The organism is Pseudoalteromonas sp. SD03, assembly GCF_040937955.1.
GTDB classification, from domain to species: domain Bacteria; phylum Pseudomonadota; class Gammaproteobacteria; order Enterobacterales; family Alteromonadaceae; genus Pseudoalteromonas; species Pseudoalteromonas tetraodonis.
The window spans coordinates 965,718-987,843 of record NZ_CP162514.1 but is presented as its reverse complement, the minus strand read 5'-3'; the positions used below and the strand labels follow the sequence as shown (position 1 = coordinate 987,843).

Annotated in this window: 23 protein-coding genes; 6 read left to right on the top strand and 17 right to left on the bottom strand. The window is 40.9% G+C overall.

Going from position 1 to position 22,126, the window contains the following annotated elements; all coding sequences use genetic code 11:
* Nucleotides 1-59 precede the first annotated feature (59 nt).
* The 3 genes from ABZP26_RS04580 (at nucleotide 60) to ABZP26_RS04570 (ending at nucleotide 3,829) form a co-directional block, all read left to right on the top strand.
* Entirely contained in the window at nucleotides 60-1,034 is a 975-nt protein-coding gene (locus tag ABZP26_RS04580; RefSeq protein ID WP_024601896.1) for a metallophosphoesterase, read from the top strand.
* A gap of 11 nt (nucleotides 1,035-1,045) precedes the next feature.
* Nucleotides 1,046-3,016, top strand: a complete 1,971-nt coding sequence (locus tag ABZP26_RS04575; protein ID WP_368485409.1) for a phytase — start codon at nucleotides 1,046-1,048, stop codon at nucleotides 3,014-3,016.
* Between the two features lie 135 nt (nucleotides 3,017-3,151).
* The gene (locus ABZP26_RS04570) at nucleotides 3,152-3,829 is read left to right on the top strand and encodes a hypothetical protein (RefSeq protein ID WP_029609918.1); all 678 of its coding nucleotides are present in this window, start codon (nucleotides 3,152-3,154) and stop codon (nucleotides 3,827-3,829) included.
* Nucleotides 3,830-3,924: 95 nt separating this feature from the next.
* Here ABZP26_RS04570 and cyoE read toward each other — a convergent pair whose 3' ends face one another.
* From cyoE to ABZP26_RS04485, 17 genes are all read right to left on the bottom strand, one after another.
* On the bottom strand, nucleotides 3,925-4,809 hold the full coding sequence (gene cyoE / locus ABZP26_RS04565) for a heme o synthase (RefSeq protein ID WP_013464356.1): 885 nt from the start codon (nucleotides 4,807-4,809) through the stop codon (nucleotides 3,925-3,927).
* Between the two features lie 9 nt (nucleotides 4,810-4,818).
* Complete coding sequence (cyoD, locus tag ABZP26_RS04560) at nucleotides 4,819-5,175, bottom strand: cytochrome o ubiquinol oxidase subunit IV (RefSeq protein WP_013464355.1); 357 nt, start codon at nucleotides 5,173-5,175, stop codon at nucleotides 4,819-4,821.
* The gene (gene cyoC, locus ABZP26_RS04555; protein WP_008111916.1) at nucleotides 5,175-5,807 is read right to left on the bottom strand and encodes a cytochrome o ubiquinol oxidase subunit III; all 633 of its coding nucleotides are present in this window, start codon (nucleotides 5,805-5,807) and stop codon (nucleotides 5,175-5,177) included. The genes cyoD and cyoC overlap by 1 nt, the downstream gene beginning before the upstream one ends.
* Nucleotides 5,804-7,792 (bottom strand): cytochrome o ubiquinol oxidase subunit I, encoded by a 1,989-nt coding sequence (cyoB, locus tag ABZP26_RS04550; protein WP_024601893.1) that lies wholly within the window; start codon nucleotides 7,790-7,792, stop codon nucleotides 5,804-5,806. Before cyoB ends, cyoC begins: the two co-directional genes overlap by 4 nt.
* Before the next feature lie 2 nt (nucleotides 7,793-7,794).
* Complete coding sequence (gene cyoA / locus ABZP26_RS04545) at nucleotides 7,795-8,748, bottom strand: ubiquinol oxidase subunit II (protein WP_013464352.1); 954 nt, start codon at nucleotides 8,746-8,748, stop codon at nucleotides 7,795-7,797.
* 327 nt (nucleotides 8,749-9,075) lie between these two features.
* Nucleotides 9,076-9,504: a hypothetical protein gene (locus tag ABZP26_RS04540; RefSeq protein WP_013464351.1), complete on the bottom strand. Its 429-nt coding sequence runs from the start codon at nucleotides 9,502-9,504 to the stop codon at nucleotides 9,076-9,078.
* A gap of 325 nt (nucleotides 9,505-9,829) precedes the next feature.
* On the bottom strand, nucleotides 9,830-10,042 hold the full coding sequence (gene nqrM / locus ABZP26_RS04535; RefSeq protein ID WP_010391098.1) for a (Na+)-NQR maturation NqrM: 213 nt from the start codon (nucleotides 10,040-10,042) through the stop codon (nucleotides 9,830-9,832).
* 97 nt (nucleotides 10,043-10,139) lie between these two features.
* Nucleotides 10,140-11,165, bottom strand: a complete 1,026-nt coding sequence (locus ABZP26_RS04530; protein WP_036956789.1) for an FAD:protein FMN transferase — start codon at nucleotides 11,163-11,165, stop codon at nucleotides 10,140-10,142.
* A gap of 140 nt (nucleotides 11,166-11,305) precedes the next feature.
* Entirely contained in the window at nucleotides 11,306-12,529 is a 1,224-nt protein-coding gene (gene nqrF / locus ABZP26_RS04525; RefSeq protein WP_036956788.1) for an NADH:ubiquinone reductase (Na(+)-transporting) subunit F, read from the bottom strand.
* A gap of 17 nt (nucleotides 12,530-12,546) precedes the next feature.
* Entirely contained in the window at nucleotides 12,547-13,155 is a 609-nt protein-coding gene (gene nqrE, locus ABZP26_RS04520; protein ID WP_006791490.1) for an NADH:ubiquinone reductase (Na(+)-transporting) subunit E, read from the bottom strand.
* A 10-nt stretch (nucleotides 13,156-13,165) separates the two neighbouring features.
* Nucleotides 13,166-13,798: an NADH:ubiquinone reductase (Na(+)-transporting) subunit D gene (locus ABZP26_RS04515; protein WP_006791491.1), complete on the bottom strand. Its 633-nt coding sequence runs from the start codon at nucleotides 13,796-13,798 to the stop codon at nucleotides 13,166-13,168.
* Nucleotides 13,798-14,547, bottom strand: a complete 750-nt coding sequence (locus ABZP26_RS04510) for a Na(+)-translocating NADH-quinone reductase subunit C (protein WP_024601889.1) — start codon at nucleotides 14,545-14,547, stop codon at nucleotides 13,798-13,800. Before ABZP26_RS04510 ends, ABZP26_RS04515 begins: the two co-directional genes overlap by 1 nt.
* Nucleotides 14,540-15,745 carry an NADH:ubiquinone reductase (Na(+)-transporting) subunit B gene (locus ABZP26_RS04505; protein ID WP_008111893.1) on the bottom strand — a complete coding sequence of 402 codons (1,206 nt, stop codon included), beginning with the start codon at nucleotides 15,743-15,745 and terminating at the stop codon, nucleotides 14,540-14,542. Before ABZP26_RS04505 ends, ABZP26_RS04510 begins: the two co-directional genes overlap by 8 nt.
* A 1-nt stretch (nucleotide 15,746) precedes the next feature.
* Nucleotides 15,747-17,090 (bottom strand): Na(+)-translocating NADH-quinone reductase subunit A, encoded by a 1,344-nt coding sequence (locus tag ABZP26_RS04500; protein ID WP_036956787.1) that lies wholly within the window; start codon nucleotides 17,088-17,090, stop codon nucleotides 15,747-15,749.
* 355 nt (nucleotides 17,091-17,445) lie between these two features.
* Nucleotides 17,446-18,639 carry an enoyl-ACP reductase FabV gene (fabV, locus tag ABZP26_RS04495; protein ID WP_036956786.1) on the bottom strand — a complete coding sequence of 398 codons (1,194 nt, stop codon included), beginning with the start codon at nucleotides 18,637-18,639 and terminating at the stop codon, nucleotides 17,446-17,448.
* 109 nt (nucleotides 18,640-18,748) lie between these two features.
* The gene (locus ABZP26_RS04490) at nucleotides 18,749-19,060 is read right to left on the bottom strand and encodes a BolA family transcriptional regulator (RefSeq protein WP_013464345.1); all 312 of its coding nucleotides are present in this window, start codon (nucleotides 19,058-19,060) and stop codon (nucleotides 18,749-18,751) included.
* A gap of 69 nt (nucleotides 19,061-19,129) precedes the next feature.
* Nucleotides 19,130-19,729 carry an alpha-ketoglutarate-dependent dioxygenase AlkB gene (locus tag ABZP26_RS04485; protein WP_013464344.1) on the bottom strand — a complete coding sequence of 200 codons (600 nt, stop codon included), beginning with the start codon at nucleotides 19,727-19,729 and terminating at the stop codon, nucleotides 19,130-19,132.
* A gap of 43 nt (nucleotides 19,730-19,772) precedes the next feature.
* On the opposite strand from ABZP26_RS04485, the gene ABZP26_RS04480 reads away from it, so the two are divergent.
* Genes ABZP26_RS04480 through ABZP26_RS04470 form a run of 3 tightly spaced genes read left to right on the top strand, consistent with a single transcriptional unit; the run spans nucleotide 19,773 to nucleotide 22,105 of the window.
* On the top strand, nucleotides 19,773-20,921 hold the full coding sequence (locus ABZP26_RS04480) for a methyltransferase (RefSeq protein WP_036956785.1): 1,149 nt from the start codon (nucleotides 19,773-19,775) through the stop codon (nucleotides 20,919-20,921).
* Entirely contained in the window at nucleotides 20,922-21,482 is a 561-nt protein-coding gene (locus tag ABZP26_RS04475; protein ID WP_013464342.1) for a YajG family lipoprotein, read from the top strand.
* Nucleotides 21,483-21,484: 2 nt separating this feature from the next.
* Nucleotides 21,485-22,105 (top strand): peptidylprolyl isomerase, encoded by a 621-nt coding sequence (locus ABZP26_RS04470; RefSeq protein ID WP_013464341.1) that lies wholly within the window; start codon nucleotides 21,485-21,487, stop codon nucleotides 22,103-22,105.
* Nucleotides 22,106-22,126 lie beyond the last annotated feature (21 nt).

Below are 22,126 nucleotides of genomic sequence, written 5' to 3'. Positions count from 1 at the left end.
CGTATTGTCATTTTAAGCACGTATTGGCAAGCCATCGCGTGCTTTTTTGGAGATAGAACATGTTTAAATTGTCTTTCATAATGGCCGCGCTACTGTGCTCATCAGCGCTTAGTGCTGGTGAGCCCGTTATTTATAAAGATGCGCTATATCAACAACAAAAAATAGCCAAGTTAACTACGTTACCTAATAGCCTTAACTTTATGGTTATTGGTGATTGGGGACACAACGGCCACTTTTATCAAAAAGAGGTGGCTCATCAGCTAGAAATCGCCATGTACCAAACCGATGCCGATTTTGTTGTCTCGACCGGCGACAACTTTTACCCAAATGGTGTGGCAAGTGTGAACGATCCTCTTTGGCAATCAGCCTTTGAGAATATATACCACGGCCCTCACACATTTGAAGATTGGTATGTTGTTTTGGGGAATCACGATTACCTTGGTAATGCTCAAGCACAAATTGACTACACAGCAAAAAGTCAGCGCTGGCAATTACCAGCAAGGTACTACAGTAAAACATTTGCACTTGAAAACAACGAGCAAGTGTTAATGGTTTTTTTAGATACCAACCCGATTCAACCTGAATATAAAACCCGTGAAAAATACCGCTCAACCCAAAGTCAAAGCTATCAAACACAATTGGTATGGCTTGAAACCCAACTAGCTGGCAGTAACGCAAAATGGAAAATTGTTGTTGGCCATCACCCGCTTTACTCTAGCGGTAAACGCTTTGGTCGCAACCAAGGTCTTCGCGACATTTTAGAACCTATTTTAGAACGCCATAACGTGCACGTTTATATCGCAGGGCACGAGCACGACTTGCAATACAATCAACCAAAAAATAGCAAGGTGGCTCACTTTGTCTCTGGTGGTGGCAGTGAAGCACGGTTTGTAAAACAACGTGAATTTACCCGCTACGCAGAAGCAACACCGGGCTTTTTAAGTGTCTCTATCAATGGCGAAACGCTAACAATGAGCGCGATTAATCACCTTGGTGAAGTACGTTTTAGCACTGAAAAGCACATAGATAAGTAAAGGATAAAATAATGAACTTTAAACTAAATACAATTTCAGCTGTGCTTGTCAGTGCACTCCTAATGACTGCAGTAAGCGGCTGTACAAGTAATGACGATACGCAAAATAATGCAGCAGTTGCAAAAAAAACATATATTGAAAAAACAGACATTGAAACCAAATTATTTGGCCCACAACAAAACATGCAAGGCTCACAAGCAGCAGCTCTAGGTAATAATCAATGGCTAATGGCGAGCGAAAGCCAGGGCTTATTACTTGCCGATAACGAGAAAAGCAGTGTGCTGTTAGCCGGTAACTTTGAATCAATTTCACTAAAGCAATTATCAGCACAGCAGTTTTTACTCGCCAGCCTTGATAAAAGCCAAGACAACGTAGCTATTTTTAAGCTTATAAAAAATGGCCGAACTTGGCAGCTAAATGAACTCACCCGCATTAGTCCACCTCAAGCCCAGCCTGATACAGTGTGTTTATTTAAAAACAGCAATACCAAGACTGTATCAGCGTTTGTGCCGGATGTTCGCGGCTTGATCAGCGAAACGGTTATTTATGATTTAGCCACTAACCAAGCTAAAAATATCGCAGTACGTGAGTTCTCTGCGGTCACTGAGGCTTCAGGTTGTGCTGTTAATGATGACACCAAAACTCTGTATGTGGGTGAAGCAGATCTCGGAGTGTGGGCTATTAACGCGGATGCAGAATCTGATGCCAATAAGCAGCCTGTGGCTTTGGTACAACCCTACGGCGAATTAAACAGTGAAATTGGGGCCCTATCGATATCACAAGACGGTACTTTATGGCTCAGTGCCACTGATGGTAATGTGGTTTATGCTTACCAAGCTCAAACAGACAAGCTAAGCCAATGGTTACTGGCAGGTGAGCACACAATAGAGTCTGTTGCAGCGAGCTTTATCAATGACAGTCAAGCCCAGCTGGTATTAATTGATGATGAAACAGGCGCTTACATTCAAGCAAACGTTAACTACACAGCGCAAACAGCGACTTCACAAAACAATGTCGCGATGACTCACCTTCATGCCAGCGCACAAACTACACCGGTTGCTGCGTTTGGTGATGCAGCAGATGATCCGGCTATTTGGATTAATGAGCAAGACGCTAAAAAAAGCTTAATTTTAGGCACTGATAAACGTCGCGGCTTGATGGTTTATGACCTTGCTGGCAGCAAAGTACAATCGCTTAATGTTGGCCGTTTAAATAATGTTGATGTGCGCCAACATCAAGACATAAACAACCAGACCCATACGTGGATCACTGCCAGTAACCGTACTCTTAATAGCATTAGCGTATTTACTGTAGATGGCGATAACCAAGTAAACCATGTGACAGAAATAGCCACTAACCTACCTGAGATTTACGGTATGTGTATGTATTCCTCTGAGTCTGGCCATTACGTGTTTGTTAATGATAAATCAGGTTTATTTCAGCAGTATAAACTCACCGGTGAGCAAAGTAATTTAAGTGGTGAACTGGTTAGAGAGTTTACTCTACCAAGCCAACCTGAAGGCTGTAGTGCTGATGATAATCTAGGCCAACTATTTGCAGGTGAAGAAGATGCAGGCATTTGGTATATCGGTGCAGAGCCTACCGCTGGTAACAAAGCAGTAAAGCTACAAAGTGTTAATGAGCAACTGGTGGCAGATGTTGAAGGTATGGAGATTTATCATGCTAATGATGCTCGCTATTTAGTAGTATCAAGCCAAGGCGATAATAGCTATGTGCTTTATAAAATCTCAGATGACAAAGAGCCTAGTCTAAGCTTTGCAGGTAAGTTTAATGTAATTGCAAACCTAGATAAAGGCATTGATGGCGTAGGTGAAACTGACGGTTTAACCGTTACAGCAACGGCTTTGCCAGGTTACCCTGAAGGCATGCTTATAGTACAAGATGGCTACAATCGCATGCCCCTACAACCACAAAACTTTAAAATTATTGACTGGCGCGAAGTGAAAAAAGCAATTAGATAATAGCTAACCCTAAATGTACTGATACACACTAAAGCTTTAGTGTGTATCACGTTTAAGCTTTACTAAAATATAACTAAAGATAATTATGTATAAATGTATACTACACTTTATATCTATAAATTAATTGAGGTTATTATGCGGCTACCCTACTTCGTATATTTATTTATCAGCATTATATTTTGTACCAGCTCGCTTGTTAATGCCGAAGAGCCACCAGAACTTCCGCCATTAAACCCCAAGTATGAAGCAGAGCATGCCATGGTATTAGTTAATAAGGGTTCAAGTGTATACGCCATTAACATTCCAAGCTTTGAGCTTCCTTATGATATGCATGTTATGTACAAGGTAGATGTATCTGATATTCCATTTTTAGATTTAGTACGTGACGCTGAGTTAGTTACCGTAAAATCAAAGCCGTTTAATATTCAACGCTTAATGCGAGGCGAAGAAGTCGCGATAACCGCAGATGTGTATCTTGGAGATTTTAGACAAGGAGGTAGCTTAGTTTACAGTGATAAATTAATAGAGCTTAGCGAGCAGTTATTTACTCGTGAGCTAACTGATTTAAGCCCAGCCTCAAAATGGCAACAGTACGATATGGTTACGCTAAAAAATAACGAGCGTATTTATATTCACCAAATAACTCAGCCACCAAGCTATCATCATATTATGTTTGTTGATTTAAGTGGTGCCTGTTTACAAAAGTTTCGCACCTCAACTGAAGTGCCCTCTGCTGGTGAGCTCAATTATAAATTTATAAATTGTGGCACATTGAAACCGATGTTTTATGATGCTGAAAGCTTAAGTAAATAACTTAGCCTTGTTTTAGGGACGAAAAAAGGCTCCTCGCAATGCTCAGAGCCTTTGGTTAACTTTGGGAATTAACTCGGTTCATTGATCGTTTAAGATCAGTTTAGCGCCACTAGTTGTGGCGCAATTGTTTGATAATCTACCGCCATGGCAATACTCAAAGCGGTAATATTAATAATAGAAAACGCAAACACTTGGCGTGCCCAACGGGTGGTGTCTATGTTGTAGCGATACCCTCTAAGTGCCATGAGTAACCACCAAAAACTCGTAATACAGGCAACGGCCATAAAGGCAGCACCGGTATAACCACTAATTGGCAATAGCATCACCACTAAAGCATATACTGCAATATAAAGCACAATATGGCGCTTAGCTTTGTTAACACCTTGCGCCACGGGTAATACTGGAATATTAGCGGCTTGGTAATCCTTAAAGCGAAAAATAGCAATCGCATATGAGTGCGGCATTTGCCACAAACTAAACATCACCAACAGTATTAATGCACCCATATCGAACACACCCGTAACGGCGCAATAGCCAACAACAGGTGGAACTGCGCCCGACAGACTACCAATAAAGGTGCCGTAAACAGAGTTGCGTTTCATGTAGAGGCTGTACACCCCTACATAAATGACATAGCCAAAGGCGGCAAAAAATACCGCCACTTGCGTGGTAAAGGCGATTAATAAGCCAAAGCCAATTAGCCCTAATAACACGCCATGGCTTAAAGCGGCTTTTGCAGACATTTCGCCCGTTACAGTTACACGTGAGCGAGTACGTGCCATAGCAACATCAATGTCTCTATCTATAACATTGTTTATGGCACATCCCGATGCAACAACAAGCGATAAACCAACCAAGGTAACCAACATTAACCATGGGTCTATATCACCGCGGGCGGCAAGTAAAAAACCACCGGCAACGCTGATCAAATTCCCCATAATAATACCTGGCTTAGTAACAGCTAAATAACGACGAAACATCTGAAACCTCTAATACATCATCATTGCGTTTGATTCATAAATGATCCAAACAGACAGTCCAACCACCATGACGATGATCAACGCGCTAAACAAGAAGGTAAAGGTATTCGCTTTGCCTTCATCGGTGGTGAAATTAAGGTGTAAAAAGTATTTTAAATGCACCCAAATTTGCACGATTGCAAAAGTAACGATACTCCAAAGCGTGGTGACTTTTGAAAAATCGCCCTCCATCACCATCCAAAATGGAATGGCCGTTAAAATCACTGACAAGACAAAACCAATAAGATAGGTTTTTACACTGCCGTGTGACTGATCATGATGTTGGCTTTGCATTTGCGCTAAAGCATGCGTTTCGCTATGGCTCATTACATTGCTCCCATTAAATAAACAACAGTAAATACACAAATCCACACAATATCTAAAAAGTGCCAAAATAAGCTTAAGCAACTTAGGCGCGTGACGGTTTGTTTACCTAAACCGCGCTTGATCACTTCTATCATCATTATGCTCATCCAGATAAGGCCTGCAGTTACATGTAAACCATGCAAACCCACTAATGAGAAAAACGATGTTAAAAAAGCACTTTGCTGTGGGCCATTGCCATGAACAATTAAATGATGGAACTCATAAATTTCCATGCCAATAAACACCGCGCCTAAACAAAAAGTGACCGCGAGCCAACCAAGCGTCAGCGCCTTTTTTTGCCCTTGAGCGGCAATCATGGCAAAACCAAAAGTGATACTACTAATAAGTAGCGCCGCAGTTTCTACGGCAACAAAATCAAGCTCAAAAATATCTTTGCCCGATACACCACCTGCGGTGTTCATATAAAGCACTGCGTAGGTTGCAAAAAATGAGGCAAATAAAAGGCAATCGGTCATTAAATAAAGCCAAAAGCCAAAGATTGTATCGCCAGAGGTATCGTGATGTTCATGCGTATGACTTACGCTATGAGGCTCTAAATTTACATGGCCTTGAGTTGCAGATAACGTACTCATGCGCTTACCTCCTTCGTATTACTGGCAATATGCGCGCCTTCTATTTGTAATATTTCATCGTTTTGCACGTAGTAATCTACATCACTGGTGTAAGCACGGTTAATAAACAGCGCAATCGCGCCAATAAAACCAAGCCCTGCTAGCCACCAAATATGCCAGATCATGGCAAAACAAAACGCCGTTAAACTCGCAGCAATAAGCACACCCGATGCGGTATTTTTTGGCATATGAATTGGGCTATAGCTAGATTTACCTTGATAAGCTAGGCCTTTTTCTTTCATGTCAGTCCATGTATCAATATCATCAACATGCGGGATTTCAGCAAAGTTATAGTATTGTGGCGGTGATGACGTTGACCATTCAAGGGTGTGACCGTTCCAAGGATCGCCGGTGGTATCATCAAGCGCTTCGCGGTTTTTAAAGCTCACATAAAGCTGAATAACTTGGCAAATAATACCGAACATAATAATCACGGCGCCCACTGCAGCAATGTAAAGCCAGATATTCCAATCAGGATTATTAGAGTGATTTAAGCGACGAGTCATGCCTAAAAAGCCGAGTACGTACAATGGCATAAAGGCTACAAAGAAACCGATTAACCAACACCAAAATGATGCTTTACCCCAACGTTCATCAAGCTTAAAGCCCATTGCTTTGGGGAACCAAAAAACAAAACCAGCTAAGTAGCCAAATACTGCGCCACCAATAATGGTGTTATGAAAGTGAGCAATTAAGAATAAGCTGTTATGCAATACATAATCGGCACCAGGGATTGCTAGTAATACCCCCGTCATACCACCAATACTGAAGGTAACCATAAAACCAAGCGTCCACAATACGGGCACTGTAATCCGCAAGCGACCACGGTAAATAGTAAACAACCAACTAAATAACTTAACCCCAGTAGGGACAGCTATGACCATGGTCATTACCCCAAAGAAGGCATTTACATTGGCACTTGAACCCATAGTAAAGAAGTGGTGTAACCATACAATAAAGCCAAGAATAGAAATGGCACCGCTGGCATATACCATCGATTTATAACCAAATAAACGTTTACCAGTGAAGGTCGACACTATTTCAGAGAAGATACCAAAAGCTGGTAATACTAAAATGTATACCTCTGGGTGACCCCATGCCCAAAACAGGTTGATATACATCATGGCGTTACCGCCTGCTTCATTAGTGAAGAAGTGGAAATCTAAATAACGGTCTAGCGTTAGCATGGCGAGCACTGCGGTTAAAATTGGAAATGATGCCGCAATTAAGATATTTGCCCACGTACATGCCCATGTGAAAATTGGCATTTTCATCAGTGTCATACCAGGGGCACGCATTTTAAATACTGTCACTAGGAAGTTAACAGCGGTTAATAGCGTACCGAGCCCCGATATTTGCAAGGCCCAAATATAATAATCGACCCCCACCCCAGGGCTAAAGGTCAACTCCGACAACGGTGGGTAAGCAACCCAGCCTGTTTTGGCAAATTCACCAAATATAAGTGATAAATTTATTAAAATGGCACCACTAGCGGTAAACCAAAAACTTAAATTATTTAAAAATGGAAAAGCCACATCACGGGCACCAATTTGCAGTGGTACAACAATATTCATTAAACCAATCATAAATGGCATCGCCATAAAGATGATCATAATAACGCCATGAGCGGTGAATATTTGGTCGTAATGCTCTGGCGGCAGATAGCCTGGGGCGCCACTGGTAGCAAGCGCTAACTGCGCACGCATCATAATGGCATCAGAAAAACCACGAAACAGCATGATTAGTGCTAATAAAATGTACATAACGCCTAAGCGTTTATGATCAACCGAGGTGATCCAGTCACGCCAAAGCACACCCCATTTTTTATATTTTGTTATTAGCCCAGCTATAATAAGCCCGACAACAGCAATCACCGCCATGGTAACCATGATAATAGGTTCATGAAACGGAATTGCATCTATAGATAATTTACCTAAAAACGACATGATTATTCCTCGCCCTGGCTGTGTGATGATGGCATTGAATGATTACCCATTGCTTGATGCTCATTACTCATCTGCTGATGTTTACCCATGACATGATGTTTTTTATTCATATCGCCATGCGCCTGCATGTATTTCATCACTATGGTATGAAATAAACCGTCATCAACCTTGCCATAATAAGCAACTGGGTTGTTCTCACTTGCTTTTGCAAGCTCAACATAATTGGCATGAGTAAGGTTATTAGCGTTAGTTTTTACCTGTTCAACCCACTGGTTGAAGTCAGCTTTGGTTGGCGTTGCGATGGCATTAAATTTCATACCAGTAAAACCCGCGCCACTGTAATTAGCCGAAAAGCCTTTAAACGTGCCTGGCTCATTAGCAATTAAATGCAGCTTAGTTTCCATGCCCGCCATTGAGTAGATTTGACTACCTAACTGAGGGATGAAAAACGAGTTCATGGTGCTTTCTGACGTGATTTTGTATTCAACCGGAACATTGGCTGGAAATACCAATTCATTCACCGTGGCAATACCTTGTTCAGGGTAAATAAATAACCATTTCCAATTAAGTGACACCACTTCAACAGTCAGATGTTCACCTTTACCCTCTATCGGTTTATAGGGGTCAAGCTCTTGAGTTGACTGCCAGGTGATCACACCTAAAATAACAACAATAACAATAGGAACCGCCCATACAACAGCCTCAATCTTATTAGAGTGAGCCCATTTTGGTGCGTAAATTTCATGGTTTTGTGTGTCTCTGTATTTCCAAGCAAAATACAAAGTCATCACAATAACGGGGATCACAACTAACAACATAAGCACAGTGGCGATGATGATCAGATTTTTCTCATCAATACCTATCTGCCCTTTTGGGTCGAGTACCCCGCCATTACAGCCTGATAAAATCAGCGCCATACTAGCTAAAGCAATATTAAAAAGGTTACGAATTAACAAGGGACTATCCTAAAACCTAAAGAGTTTTTATTAGCTGCCAAAAATATTTAGCAACGATATTTGATAAAAACCCAAGTTAATTAAGATTGAATTACAATAATGCAGAGCGAATGCAAGCATGAAGTATTGACCACTGGCTTAATAATAAACACCTAGCAGAACCAACCCAGCTTTTTAAACACATTAATATAACGCAATAAAAATTAACTTGGGTGAGGTGTGGTTGGCTGAGAGTGTGTAAAAAACACTAAGCTACAATGAAAGTAATCGTTATTTACAGCAAGAATAAATAATTAGATACCACAGGTGTAACCTATACCCATAAAATTAATGGGTAAACAGACAACCTGTAAAGCTAGGTGGAGCACGACAACCATGCGCAGCTTGCACTGGTTGCTGAACTTTAGCCTCGCTAAAAGCAAAGGCTGCTTTACGGAGGATTATTCCAGCACGACGCGCTGGAAACATGTGGAACAATAGCCAACAAAGGCCAATAAGTAACTGACACGATAAGATGGGATGAGCTAAAAATTCGGCAATTGTCAGTAATAATGGCTCTATAAAAAAGCCATCACTGACCAATGCTTCAAGCCTAAAGGCATCCTCAATAGCGCCACTAAGCAACATAACGACATTAAAAACTAATAATGTTACAGCCACACTCACGCCCTTTTTCGCTTTTTTAAAGCGCTCATGCAACACTGACTTACCTAAGGTAAGCAAAGCGCTGGTATGAAACAAAGAAAGTGAGTTCAAAAACATTAACCTATTAAAATGACTAATAACAAAATTCGGTGTACACCGTGGCAACAAAAAAGGTTGCAGCCGTAAAGCCTTATACAGTGACATGAAATACAGTCTCAACGCATTAGCACTATTTTGCCAAGCTAGTTTTGATCCGCATCAATAGAACTTTCAAAACTTACTGAAAGTTCGGGCATGAGTATAACAAAGAGAATTTTCTGTTCAAGATAAAAACACGATTATTTTATCGGCTGGTGATTTATTTATGCCGATATAAATAAAAAACCTCCCGTAGTGAGCTACGAGAGGTTTTTTTGTTTAAACAGGGATACCCTATTTAAAGAATTTGGTTTTCTTTCCATACTTGCTCTTTGGCTAGACGCTTTTTGCGTTTATCACATGGATCATCGCAATCACATGCTTTATCAATACCTACAGAGCCTAGGCCTCCGCAGCTACTCGCCATCGATTTTCTTTGTACTATCATGCCTATCGCCATTGCAGCGACAATTAAAATAAGTAAGCCAAAGGTTAGAAAAAAAAGTGACATTGCTTAGCCCCTATTGTTCAGCAATAAAATGAGCCCAAACATCATATCTGAGCTTATTGCATTATATACCCTCATGATAAGGATATAAACCTAAAGACTATAAATAAGGCTTAAACGCAGGGCTTGAATAGGTGACTAACCCCTGTGCCGATTTCGCAATTAAATACACAGGTAAATCATGCTGCTGCGCATAGCGTTGTGCCTTTTCCATACCCATTACCGTTAAAGCAGTCGCTAAACCGTCCGCCGTCATTGCACTTGGGTGTAAAACAGTAACAGAGACTAAATCGTGCTTAATTGGCATGCCTGTCATCGGATCAATAAGGTGCGTATAAGTTTCGCCATCCATAGTATAAAATATTCTATAATCGCCTGAGGTGGCAATGCCATTATTACCCGGTGTTAATACGCGGTGTACTTTGCGCTCGCCCGGATTTGCATCAGGTTGTTCGATTGCTATTCGCCATGCTTGATTGTCTGGTTTTGTACCAGCAATACGCAGTTCTCCACCAATTTCAACCATGTAATCTGTAATGCCTTTACTTTGTAATAGCTCAGCAACTTTATCAATACCATAGCCTTTTGCGGTAGCCGAAAACGACAGCTCTAAATCAGCAACTGTTTTAGCTAACCCTTGCTCATTAAGGACTAGCTTATCTATACCAATGTTACTGACCATATTTGCCAGTGCTTCATCCGTTGGGCGCTTTGTTGGTTTTTTATCAGGACCAAATCCCCATAAATCGATTAGCGGTCCCATAGTCACATCGAGTGTTTTAGTTGAATCACCAATTCGTATAGATTCTGCAATAACCGCTCTAAAGTCATCACTAATTGGCATTACTTGATTAGCACCTAAACGGTTAAAGGTGTTTATTTCTGACTCTTCAATATAGGTCGACATAGACTGGTTAATATCAACTAAAACCGCATCTATTTCTGCTTGAACTGCTTGAGGATCCACTTGATCAGCGTAAAACTTGATGTGGTAAGTTGTCCCCATCGTTTTACCTTCAAGGTAAGCTTCTTCGTTGTGTTGTGAATTGCCACAACCGGTGATAAGTAACGTGGATATGATTAAAAATAAGGCTACCACGCCTTTAACTGTGCTTAATCGATTCATAATAGCCTACTTATAAAGGTTAAATAGAGTATCAACTAAAATCAGCGGTAAAGCCAAACTCAGTCAGTTGATATAAAAAAGCCTCATAACACTTAGTGCTATGAGGCTGGTATTTTAACTAAATTTATTTAGTTTGGGTATTAGCCACCGAAATCATCTAATAAGATGTTTTCTTCTTCTACGCCTAAATCTTTAAGCATAGAGATAACTGCCGCATTCATCATTGGAGGACCACACATGTAGAACTCACAATCTTCAGGCGCTTCGTGGTCTTTAAGATAGTTCTCAAATAACACGTTGTGGATAAAGCCAGTGTAGCCTTCCCAGTTATCTTCTGGTTGCGGATCTGAAAGCGCTGTATGCCAAACGAAGTTATCGTTTTGCTCAGCTAGGCCGTCAAAATCTTCAACATAAAACATTTCACGCTTAGAACGCGCACCATACCAGAAACTAATTTTACGCTTAGAGTTTAAACGCTTAAGTTGGTCAAAGATATGTGAACGCATTGGTGCCATACCTGCACCACCACCTACGAATACCATTTCAGCGTCTGTGTCTTTAGCGAAGAACTCACCAAATGGACCAGAAATAGTTACTTTATCACCTTCTTTCAGTGACCAAATGTACGATGACATTTTACCACATGGTAGGCTTAGGTTTCTTGGCGGCGGCGTAGCGATACGCACGTTAAGCATAATAATGCCTTCTTCTTCTGGGTAGTTAGCCATTGAGTAAGCACGAATTGTTTCTTCGTCTACTTTTGACTCCAGGTCGAAGAAACCAAAATGGTTCCAATCGCCACGATACTCTTCAGGAATATCGAAATCAGCGTATTTAACATGGTGAGCTGGCGCTTCGATTTGGATGTAACCACCCGCACGGAACGGCACTGACTCGCCATCTGGAATTTGTAGCTTAAGTTCTTTGATGAACGTTGCTTTGTTATCGTTAGAGATAACTTCACAATCCCATTTTTTAACACCGAAAATTGACTCTTCAAGTTCAATTTCCATGTCATTTTTAACATTAACCTGACACGCTAAACGACAACCTTCACGTGCTTCACCTTTAGAGATGTGGTCAAGTTCAGTTGGCAGAATATCACCGCCACCTTCTTTAATGTGAACGCGACACTGACCACAAGAGCCACCGCCACCACATGCAGAAGATACGAAAATACCTGACTCAGATAGTGCACCTAATAGCTTACTACCTGCTGATGTTTTAATGGCTTTTTCTGGATCGCCATTAATACCGATGATGATGTCACCGCTTGCAACTAGCTTAGATTTAGCACCAATGATGATTAAAACTAGTATTACAACGATAGCGATAAAAACACCAACGCCTAAGAAAATATCCATGATTGACCTCGCTATTATTACAGTGAAATACCAGAGAATGACATAAAGCCAAGACCCATCAAGCCAACAGTGATAAAGGTAATACCTAGACCACGTAAACCATCTGGTACGTCTGAATACTTCATTTTCTCACGGATACCTGCAAGTAATGTAATTGCAAGCGCCCAACCCACACCAGCGCCAATACCATAAACAACAGACTCGCCGAAGTTATAGTTACGCTCAACCATGAAGGCTACCGCACCAAAAATTGCACAGTTAACTGTGATTAGTGGTAGGAAAATACCTAATGCGTTGTACAGTGGTGGGAAGAACTTATCTAATGCCATTTCAAGAATTTGCACCAGTGCAGCAATAACACCAATGAAAGTTAAGAAACGTAAAAAGCTAAGATCCGCTTCTGGGTAACCAAGCCACTCAAGTGAACCTGGTGCTAATACTGCATGGTAAACCAAGTTATTAACCGGTACTGAAATACCTAATACAACAATAACCGCTACCCCTAGGCCAATTGATGTAGTTACTTTTTTAGACACGGCTAAGAAAGTACACATACCTAGGAAGAATGCTAACGCTAAGTTTTCAATAAAAACGGCTTTTACAAATAAACTAATATAATGTTCCACTTATCGCCCCTTACGCTTTAGCTTCTACTTGGTCTTTCTTATAAGTACGAAGTACCCAAATGAATAAACCAATGATGAAGAATGCACTCGGTGGTAAGATCAATAGACCCATAGGTTGGTACCAACCACCATTTTGTACTAATGGAATAATATCAACACCGAACAGTGAACCTTTACCGAATAACTCACGAATAAAGCCAACAGTAAGAAGCACTACAGAGTAACCTAAGCCATTACCAATACCATCAAGGAAAGACATTAATGGCGGCGACTTCATTGCATAAGCTTCAGCACGACCCATTACGATACAGTTAGTAATGATTAGACCAACGAATACAGATAACTCTTTTGCCGTAGCGTAAGAGAAAGCTTGTAGTACTTGGTCAACCACGATTACCAATGATGCAATAATCGTCATCTGTACGATGATACGTACTGATGATGGGATATGGTTACGAATAGTCGAGATAAAAAGGCTAGAGAATGCAGTTACCAAGGTCAATGCGATTGACATGATTAATGCATTTTTTAAGCTAGACGTTACCGCTAGCGCAGAACAAATACCAAGTACTTGTAATGCGATTGGGTTGTTAGCGAAAACTGGACCGAATAGGACCGCCTTCATTTCTTTAGTATCAGCCATTAGTTCAATGCTCCTTTACGTACTTTCGCAAGGAAAGGGCCAAAGCCATTTTCGCCAGTCCAAAAGTCAACTGCATGGTCAACACCGTTAGATGTTAATGTAGCACCTGAAAGACCGTCGATCTTATGCTCATCACCGGCTGCAGTCCCTTTAACGATTTGGATTGGTAACTCTTTACCTTCCCACGTTGCAGTCCACTGTGGGTTTTGAATTTCACCACCTAAACCAGGTGTTTCGTTATGTTTGTAGAAAATAATGTCTTTAATAGTTTCGCCATCGCTTTCAAGCGAGATAAAACCGTACATTAAACCCCATAAACCATAACCCTGAATAGGAAGGATGATTGCATCAGTAGAGCCATCGTCTTTTTTAGAGATGTAAACAGGCGCACGCTTGGTAATACGTTGAATACCGGCGATGTCCTTAATACCATTCTCTTTAAGAGACTTGCTTAAATCAGCATCATATTTGCTTTTTTCAAAGTCGAAATCTTCTACCGGCTCAGCAAACTCACCACTTTGCATATCAACAAAGCGGGTTTCGATTTTAGCTTCAAACGTTTCTGCAACGTTATCAACTTTGCCAATACCAGCAGCAGCTAAGATATTACTTTGAATATCTTTTGCTTTATTTGCTTTTTGCAGAGGGCGAAGTTGCACAGACGTTAGCGACACAATAACTGCACACACTAAACATAATGAGACAACAACAGCTAGCGTTTTGCCAATTGATTCGTTATTACTAGACATTACGTGCCAACCTCCGCTTGATATTAGCTTGCACTACAAAGTGATCGAATAAAGGTGCAAACAAGTTAGCAAACAAGATTGCTAGCATGATGCCCTCTGGGTATGCAGGGTTAACAACACGGATCATGATAACCATAAAGCCAATAAGCGCACCGTATGCTAATTTACCTTTATCAGTAAATGCAGCAGATACAGGGTCAGTTGCCATAAAGAACATACCGAATGCAAAACCACCTAATACCATATGCCAGTACCAAGGCATAGCAAACATAGCATTGGTTTCAGAACCAATAGTATTTAGTATTGATGAGGTTACTACCATACCTAGGAATACACCTAGCACGATACGCCAAGACGCGATACGTACATAAATTAGGAATAAACCACCAATAAGCACTGCTAGTGTAGACGTTTCGCCCATAGAACCTTGAATGAATCCGTAAAACGCATTCCACCAAAGCTCAATATCAGTCGCGTAATTTAACGTACCAGCAAACGCTTGACCAAGCATAGTCGCGCCAGAGAATGAATCTACGGCAGTCCATACTGTGTCACCTGAAATTTGTGCAGGGTATGCGAAGAATAAAAACGCACGACCAGCAAGCGCAGGGTTTAAGAAGTTACGACCTGTACCACCAAATATTTCTTTTGCGATAACTACACCAAAAGTAATACCTAGCGCAACTTGCCATAAAGGAATCGTTGCAGGCAGGATTAATGCAAATAATACAGAGGTTACGAAGAAACCTTCATTTACTTCATGCTTACGCACAGAAGCAAACAATACTTCCCAAAAACCACCGACAATAAAGGTTGTTGCATAAATAGGTAGGAAGAAACATGCTCCGTAGAACATTTTTGCGCCCCAACCAGCATCAACGGTTAACTCACCGCCTAATAACTGGAATAAACCTACTTGCCAAATGTTAGCTAGTTCAAAACCATTACCAAGCGCGATTGCCGCTTGATGACCAATATTGAACATACCAAAGAACATGGCAGGGAACGTCGCCATCCACACTAAAATCATCATGCGTTTTAGGTCGATGTTATCACGAACGTGAGTTGAACCTTTGTTTACGTAACCTGGCGTGTAAAAAATAGTCGCAGCGGCTTCATACAGCGCGTACCATTTCTCATGCTTACCACCTGGTTCAAAATGCGGTTCGATATCTTCTAAGAAAGTTTTTAAGCCCATTTTAGCCTTCCTTCTCGATCGTAGTTAAGCAATCGCGTAGGGCTGCGCCGTACTCGTATTTGCCAGGACAAACGAAGGTGCATAACGCTAAATCTTCTTCATCTAATTCAAGCGCACCTAATGAAATTGCACTGTCTAAATCACGAGACAATAAGTCACGTAATAAAAGCGTTGGCAAAATATCAAGTGGCATAACACGCTCATAGCTTCCAAGTGGAACCATGGCACGTTTTGAACCGCCCGTAGACGTTGTCATTTTAAATAAACGACTCGGTGTAAGGTGAGACAAGAATGTACGCGTTACAGAGAATTTATCACTACCTGGTGCAATCCAGCCAAAAAATTCTTTTTCGCGACCTTCAAGTAATACAGATACTTGAACATGGTAACGACCTAAAAATGCATGAACGCCAGACGACGTAGCACCTGCAAGTACAGAACCAGAAATAACACGGTTATCACCGTCTTCTAATTCACCTGCAACTAAGTCATCTAATGAAGCACCTAATTGTGTTTTCACTAAACGAGGATTTTTAACACGCGGACCTGCAAGCGAAATCACACGGTCTGTGTAAATTTCACCAGTAAGGAAAAGGTGACCATACGCAATAACGTCTTGGTAACCAATGTGCCAAACTTGCTTACTAGCAGATACTGGGTCAAGGTGATGGATATGAGTGCCAACAAGGCCAGCCGGATGCACGCCACCAAACTCATGTACTTCTACTTGAGCAATAGGTGAACTAGGAACTTGACTACCTGCTTGCTTACAAACAAATACTTTGCCATCGGTTAAACGTGACACAACAGCCAAACCTGCTTCAAACGCTTTCGCATTTTCAGCAATAATTACTGCAGGATCTGCAGCAAGTGGATTGGTATCGATAGCTGTCACAAAAATAGAGCTCGGATTTGCATCCAATGCCGCTACTTTACTAAATGGACGAGCACGAAGCGCTATCCATTGACCCGATTGAACTAGTACTTCTTTAGCTTTTTCACGGTCTAAGCTGTTAAGCTCAGTTTCCGAGAAAGAACCAAAGGTGATTTGCTCACTGCCGTTTACTTCAATAACAACAGATTGCAGAACACGTTTAGCACCGCGATTAATTTCTTTTACTGTACCAGAAGCTGGTGCAGTAAATAATACGCCTGGGTTCTTTTTATCTTCAAAAAGTACCTGGCCTTTTTTGACTTGGTCATCCACACGAACATGCATGGTTGGACGCATACCGATAAACTCTTCACCTAGCACAGCTACACGTTTGACGGCAGAACCATCATGAATAACTTGCTGAGGTGCGCCCTCTAAGGGTAAATCCAGACCTTTTTTTATATTGATCATACGCACTTGCACTACATTAACGGAAAGAAACTGAAAAATCGTACTAACCACGCCGCTATTTGTATTATTGCAAGCTATATAAAATGACTCGCTATAAATACCAAACAAGCAGCGCAGTAAAACTCCTCACATATTGCTTTGATTTTAACATTATTGTGGCTGACTATGCGAGTGTATTTATGAAAATTATACGAGAGAAACGTTTATTTAGTTTTGTAATTAACAATTAATAAAATACAAGCTAGACCAAAGTGGTAAATTAGCCAACAATTAGCAAATATTTTTTCAAATCAAAGCTAAAAAACAAAAAAGCCGCACAAGGCGACTTTTTCAAAAATGCGCTATCAGCGACAAGTTAGTCAATCATATTGGCAATAGGTGCAACAGGATTTACATCTTGTTCATAATCAACCGCGTCAATACCAAAACCAAACAAGCGTAAAAATTCATTATGGTAACCAATATAATCGGTTAACTCATCAATTGAGTCTGTATCTACACTATCCCAAATGGCTTGAACGCGAGATTGAACGTCATCTTCCAGTTCTTTATAGTTTTGGAATAAATGCCCGCCCTCGTCAAAGCGAGGTGAATCACCGTATAAGTTCTCACTAAATAGCGCATGAATTTGCTCAATGGTGCCCTCGTAAGTGCCATCAGCCTTCATCACTTTAAATAAGGCAGAAATATAAAGTGGCATAATTGGAATTGCAGAGCTTGCTTGAGTAACAACCGCATTAAGCGATGAAACGTAGGCTTCACCATTTAAATCTTGGGTAGCAGCTTTAATAGCAGCAGTGGCACGGTCTAAATCTTCTTTGGCTTTACCAATTGTTGCATGACCGTAAATTGGCCACGTTAGTTCTTTACCAATATAAGTGTAAGCCGTGGTTTTAAAGTTATCTGCGAGTACATCCGCTTCTTTAAGTGCGTCAATCCACATTTCCCAATCTTCGCCACCCATTACTTTAATGGTGTTGTCGATATCGTCTTGGTTTGCCGCTTCAACAGTTACTTCATCAATTTCACGCTTTGACGTATTTAAGTTTTTAGTGGTTACCGCATTACCAATTGGCTTAAGCGTTGAAGAAAACACTTCGCCGGTATTTGGATCAGTACGACGTGGTGATGCTAAGCTGTAAATAATACAGTCAACTTTACCTAATTCAGCTTTAATGGTGTCGATTGTTTTTTGTTTAATTTCGTTAGAAAACGCATCACCATTAATATTTTTTGACCATAAACCTTCAGCTTCAGCGGCTGCTTGAAACGCCGCCGTATTATACCAACCCGCAGAGCCTGTTTTACGCTCAGTGCCTTCTTTTTCAAAGAAAACACCTAATGTTTTAGCGCCACCACCAAATGCAGCGGTAATGCGAGACGCTAGGCCATAACCTGTAGACGCACCAATAACTAATACATTTTTAGGTGCATTTTTTAATGCCCCTTGCTGCTTAACATAATTAATTTGTTCTTGTACATGCTCTGCACAGCCTACTGGGTGTGCATTGGTGCAGATAAATCCGCGAATTTTAGGCTTAATGACCATTGATCATCCTATATCTTTTACAATAAAAATTAGCGCTAGTTTAAAGGCTAAAACAAAAAAAACTGATCTGATCAGTTACTCACTGCTCAAACCAATCCACTATTACCTGTTATCCAATTTTTGAGCCGCCCATGCAATTAGGTGACTGCGGCGCTTCGCCGTCGTGCTCGGTAAATTCTTCAGGGGTGTAAGTGTGCATCGCAAGCGCATGAATATGATTTGCTAACTCATCTTTTAAAATTTCGTTAATTTCACGATGACGCTGCAATAATCGCTTACCAGCAAATTCCTCACTGACTACAATCACTTTAAAGTGTGATTCAGTGCCTGCACTGTGCATATGGCTTTCGTTGATCACATTTAAATGCTTGCACGCAATCGCATCGGCTAGCTTGTTACGTATTTGTTCTTGCATTGACATAAAAACCATCCTCAAAATTCAGTTATGTCCTTACTATAACAACTGCGGCTATACCATGGCTAATGCTATTTAACTGAAACTATTATTAATATAGCGAAACGTTAAACTTATTCGAGGGTGTTTAAGCGTTGTTTGTTTGGGCAATGCATGTTGGTAATTTTGTTGGCTTTGGCCGCTCATTATTAAACAGCTACCACTTTGTAATTTAATGTTAGTAATGCTGTTACTTACTTTGTGTTTAAGTTTAAATAATCGCTCTGCGCCAAGCGATACACAGGCTATGGTAGGCTCAGGCCCTAGCTGCGCCTCATCATCGCTATGCCAGCCCATACTATCGTGGCCATCACGATAATAATTAACCAAAATTGAATTAAACGGTTGCTGTAAGTGATTTTCTAATCGTGTTCGCATAGCAAGTAATACGTCTGGCCAAGGCTCTAAATCGAGTTTATGCCCAGAATAGCCGTACTCAAGATTCTCTTCGCTGATAAAACATTGCAGCCTTGGTATTGGCCCCGTTTTGCCAAACACCGTGATATTTGGTTGTTGCCAATTTAAGTTTTGCTGCAAATAATAAAATAAATCGAGGCTTTTTTGCGCACTAAGCACCCTACTTTGATAAGAAAAGCCATTTGGTAACAGTTGGGGGTTGGCGTTTGGCGGTTGCATGTTAGAATTTACCTATCATTTGATTACCGATCATTAAACTATTATGACTACGCAAGCTACGCTCGGCGATAACACCTTTACTCTTGAACGCTTTCCTTTGGATCAAAAAAACCGCAGCTTACAAGCGTGGGATTCAGCAGACGAATACCTCATTGACTATGTTAATGAACACTACCCTGATTGTCGCTCTTTACTGATCTTAAACGACAGCTTTGGTGCACTTAGCTGTTACTTTAGCAAGCAACAATTAACAGTTTGTTCAGTAAACGACTCTTATATTAGCCATCAGGCGGCGGCTTATAACTTAGCGCAAAACAAAATCGCAACAACTGCGTTTAGCCAGCTTGATAGTTTATCGGCTTTGCCCGAACAAGTAGACCTAGTGTTGGTAAAAGTACCACGCACGTTGGCTTTTTTACAGTATCAGCTATCTGAATTAAGCGAAGTACTGGCGCCCGGTACACCGGTTATTGGTGCTGCAAAAACTAAAGACGTGCATAACTCTACGATTAAAGCATTTGAAGATTTTATTGGTGAGACGAAAACAAGCCTCGCAGTAAAAAAATCACGTTTAATTATTAGCCAGGCCGCTGGCGGTTATAAAGGTGCAGATTTCCCAGTGAGCTGGCCGCTCGAAGGCACTGATTTTACAATAAGTAATCATGCCAATGTGTTTTCACGTGATTCACTTGATATTGGCGCGCGTTTCTTTTTTAATTATTTGCCACAAACAAATAAAGCCAAAAATATTATTGATTTAGGCTGTGGCAATGGCGTAGTTGGTTTAATGACATTAGCGCGCTGTCCTAATGCCCATATTAGCTTTGTTGATGAGTCGTATATGGCGGTTGAATCAGCTCGACTCAACATTGAGCTCAACATGGAAGACAAGTTTGAACAATGTACCTTTATAGAGAATGATTGTTTAACTGACTTTGAACGTGAAAGCGCTGATATTGTATTGTGTAATCCGCCATTTCACCAAGCACAAGCGGTTACCGACCACATAGCATGGCAAATGTTCAAGCAAGCAAAAGACACATTAAAAGAAGGTGGCGAGCTGCGTATTATTGGTAACCGCCATCTAGATTACCACGACAAACTAAAACGTATGTTTGGTAACTGTACTTTATTAGGCTCTAATAAAAAGTTTGTGGTACTTAGCGCAACTAAAAATAGTGGGACGTTATAAATGAAACTCTTAAAAGCATTATTGAGCTGTTGTACATTAGTGGTTTTTTCGGGATGTGCCAATCAGCCTAATCAGCTTATTCTTAACCCTGTGTATAAAAGTGGTCAAATAAGCTCAATAAACAGCAGCTTAAACACCAGCGTGATTGATTTACGTGGTGACAGTGCAACCTTAAAGCTGATTGAATCGAGCAAAACCAAAACCATTGCCAGTACGGGTATTACTGAATCGGTTAAAAGTGCGCTAGACAGTGCGCTGAGTCGCAATGGCGCCAGCATTTCTAATTTAGCGCAATTGCGTTTTGAGTTAGATATTCACACGCTGCAAGCGGTAGTTACAGAAACGCTAATGAGCCATACCAGTGAAGCCAAGATTGAGTTTGAAGTGCGGGTGATTCGCCCGACCAGTAATTTTAGTAAACGCTACAGCGGTAATGCTAATTTATCTGGTCCGCTTGGTCACGATAGGGCAAAAGTTGAAGGTCAGCTCAATAAGTTGACTGAGCAGTTAATTACCCGCATTGTATCTGACCCAGAATTAATTGCATTTTTAGAAGGTTAACAATGAAGCAACTTTTTTTAATCTGCGTAAGCTTATTATTTAGCGTTAGTAGCTTAGCGGCTCAAGAGGGTCGTTTTGTGCAAAAAGATAACATTTTTCCTCGGGTAGAAATTGTGACATCGTTGGGCAGCATTGTGGTTGAATTAGACCGCTCAAGAGCTCCTATTACGGTCAATAATTTTTTAACGTACGTGTCGGATAAAAGCTATCAAGGCAGTGTGTTTCATCGTGTAGAACGCGACGTAGAAAATGATCGTGACTTTGTAATTCAAGGCGGTGGTTATGATAAAGATTACGATGGCCTACATGAAAACGACCCTATTTTTAATGAAAGCGGTAACGGCTTAACAAACGATATGTATAGCATTGCGATGGCTTATCAAGACCGTGAACCACACTCAGGAACGCGTCAGTTCTTTTTTAATATGGATGATAACGATCATTTAAACCCTGGCCGTGATTGGGGATTTGCAGTGTTTGGCAGTGTGATGGAAGGCTATGAAACACTCGATAAAATCATGGCTGTAAAAACCGGATTTAATGACAAAATTGGCTACAACTTTGTACCCGAAAAACCGGTCGTTATATTAAATATTAAGGTGCTTGAGCAAGTTCCTTTATAACTTTTTTAATAAGAGCAGCCT